This is a genomic window from Streptomyces sp. UF-297, assembly GCF_058245575.1.
In genome coordinates, this window is sequence record NZ_JBSIBZ010000201.1 from 1 (window position 1) to 2,753 (window position 2,753).

A 2,753-nucleotide genomic window follows, 5' to 3' on the forward strand; every position below is an offset into this window, starting at 1 on the left:
GACGGGTCCAGGCCGAGGGTGGCCAGGGAGACGGCCAGCATGGAGGTGGTGGTCGTCTTGCCGTGGGTGCCGGCCACGGCGATGGGCCGCAGGTTGTCCATGAGCGAGGCGAGGGCGTCGGAGCGGTGCACGACGGGGATGCCGCGCTCGTGGGCGGCGGCCAGCTCGGGGTTGTCCTCGCGGATGGCGGAGGAGACGACGACGCTGGTGGCGTCGGGCGCGAGGTGATCCGCTGCGTGGCCGATGTGGACCGTGGCGCCGAGGGCGCGCAGGGCCTGGGCGGTGGCGGAGTCCTTGGCGTCGCTTCCGGCGACCGCGGCGCCGCGCTGCGCCAGGATCTTCGCGATGCCCGACATGCCGGCCCCGCCGATGCCGATGAAGTGCGGTCGGTCCATCGTGGCGGGGATGCCGGGGGACGGTGCCATGCGGAGGTCTCCTGATCGCAGATCGTTGATTGGCCCATGCTGCCGTTGACGATTCTCCCACCCGCCACCGACAGCGACGGCCGCCGCCCGGACCCCAGACGCGGGTCAGCGGCGGATCAGGCCCTGGGAGGTGGCGGCGGCCACCGCGGAGGTGCGGGAGTCCACGCCGAGTTTGGCGTAGATGTGGACGAGGTGGGACTTGACGGTGGCCTGGCTCAGGAAGAGCTGCTTGCTGATCTGCGCGTTGGACAGGCCGTCGGCGACCAGCTGGAGGACCTCGGTCTCGCGGCGGGAGAGGGCGGTGGCGGGGGCCCGCATGCGGTCCATCAGGCGCAGCGCGATGGTCGGGGCGAGCGCGGACTTTCCGGCGGCCGCGGTGCGTACGGCGGTGGCCAGTTCCTCGGGCGGGGCGTCCTTGAGGAGGTATCCGGTGGCGCCCGCCTCGATGGCGGCCAGGATGTCGGCGTCGGTGTCGTACGTGGTCAGGACCAGGACCCGGGGGGCGTCCGCGGCGGCGGTGATCGCGGCGGTGGCCTGGGAGCCGCGCATCTCGCCGCCGAACTGGAGGTCCATGAGGACCACGTCGACGTCCAGGCGGGCGGCGAGCTCCACGGCCTGTTCGGCGGTGGGTACGTCGGCGACGACCTCGAAGTCCGGTTCGGTCTCCAGGACGGCGCGCAGTCCGGCCCGTACGACGGGGTGGTCGTCGGCGAGGAGGAGGCGGATGGCTGCGCAGGCGCCGGGCGCGGGGCCGGGGGCCGCGGCGGCGGTGGGCTCGGAGGGGTTGGAGGGGTCGGTCACGCGATGGCCTGTTCGGGGGCGTCGGGAGTATCGGGGGCGGCGGGGCCCGCGGGGGCGGGAGGTACGGCAGAGCCGGCGGGGGCTTCGGGGAAGGGCAGGGTGACGGCGACGGCCGTGCCCTCGCCGGGGGCGGACTCCACGGCGAGGGTGCCGTGCAGGGCGCGGGCCCTGGCGCGCATGGCGGCCAGGCCGAAGCCGGTGCCGGAGACCGGCCCGGTGCCGGGTGCGGGCACCTCGGCGGGGACGAAGCCCGCACCGTCGTCGACGACGTCCAGGGCGACCTCGGTGTCCATGTAGGACAAGGTCAGCTCCACGCGGTCCGCCCCGGCGTGCTGGACGGTGTTGGCCAGCGCCGACTGTGCGATGCGCAGCAGGGCGACCTCGTGCGGGGTGGGGAGCTCGGCGGGGGTGCCGGAGAGGTGGCAGTGGACGGCCAGCCCTGAGGTGCGGGCGGTGGTGGCGCAGAGCCGTTCCAGAGCGGCGGGCAGCGATCCGGCGTCCAGGTCGGGCGGGCTCAGGGCGCGGACGAAGCGGCGGGCCTCGGCGAGGTTGTCGACGGCGGTCTGGCGGGCGTGCTGGACGTGGCCGAGGGCGGTGGTGGTGTCGGGGCGCCCCGGCAGGGCGCGTTCGGCGGCCCGCAGCAGGAGCTGGATGCTGGACAGGCCCTGGGCGAGGGTGTCGTGGATCTCGCGGGCCAGCCGCTCGCGCTCGGCCAGCACCCCGGCGGCGTGCTCGGCCTCGGCCAGTTCGCTGCGGGCGGCGGTCAGTTCCTCGATGAGGCGGCGGCGCTCCTCGCTCTCGCGGTAGAGGGCCTGGTAGCCCAGGACGACGGCGATGGCGACGGCCGCGCCCAGTACGGGGCCGATGACCGTGCCGACGGTCAGGGTGTGGGTGTGCCAGCCGAAACCGGCGACGGCGATGGCCGTGGTGGCCGTGACGGCGGCCAGGGCCCAGCGCAGCGGGAGGAGGTGGAGCTGGACGAAGAAGAGCGGGAAGGCGATCCAGACGCCGTCGGGGGTGAGGACGAGCAGCAGCATCCATACGGCCATGACGGCGCCGAGCCAGAGGGCTGCGGCGGTCGTGGACGCGGCGACGCGGGGCAGGGCGGGGCCCAGGGCGTAGACGGCAAGGAGCAGGGCGGCCGCGGTGACTACAGCGGGGGCGTCGGTGGTGCGGTCGGCCACCGCCCGTACGGCGGCGAGCGCGACGAGCGCGGCCACCATCAGGTGCAGGCAGGTGCGCAGCACCCGCAGGGCGGGGGTCAGGGAGTGCGGGTTCACTGGCTCACTCGGGACGGCAACGGCTTGGGGAGGTCTCCTGCCGGGTGCGGGGCCGCCCCCTCAAGGCCGCCCCTTACGGATCGCAGTACGGCATCTCCAGGCTAGGTGCCGTGCCGCCGTCCGGCATCAATCAAAAGGTGTAAGACGCTCTGAACCTTTCGGCGGCGGCGAACCACTCCTGGGCGCGATGCCGCGGGGCCCCTGTCGCGGCGACGGTGGGAGCAGCCGCCGGGCACCGGGCCCGGTG

At 74.8% G+C, this 2,753-nt stretch carries 3 protein-coding genes; all 3 read right to left on the reverse strand.

The annotated features are described in order from the left end of the window. Positions 1-425: Mur ligase domain-containing protein (locus tag AC4IJH_RS43355; RefSeq protein ID WP_490857540.1), on the reverse strand; the 425-nt coding region annotated here is incomplete at its 3' end. Positions 426-530: 105 nt separating this feature from the next. Continuing rightward, a complete protein-coding gene (locus AC4IJH_RS43360; RefSeq protein WP_490857542.1) occupies positions 531-1,151 on the reverse strand; it encodes a response regulator in 621 nt (206 codons plus the stop codon). 71 nt (positions 1,152-1,222) lie between these two features. Further along, positions 1,223-2,506 carry a sensor histidine kinase gene (locus tag AC4IJH_RS43365; protein WP_490857541.1) on the reverse strand — a complete coding sequence of 428 codons (1,284 nt, stop codon included), beginning with the start codon at positions 2,504-2,506 and terminating at the stop codon, positions 1,223-1,225. Positions 2,507-2,753: the final 247 nt, after the last annotated feature.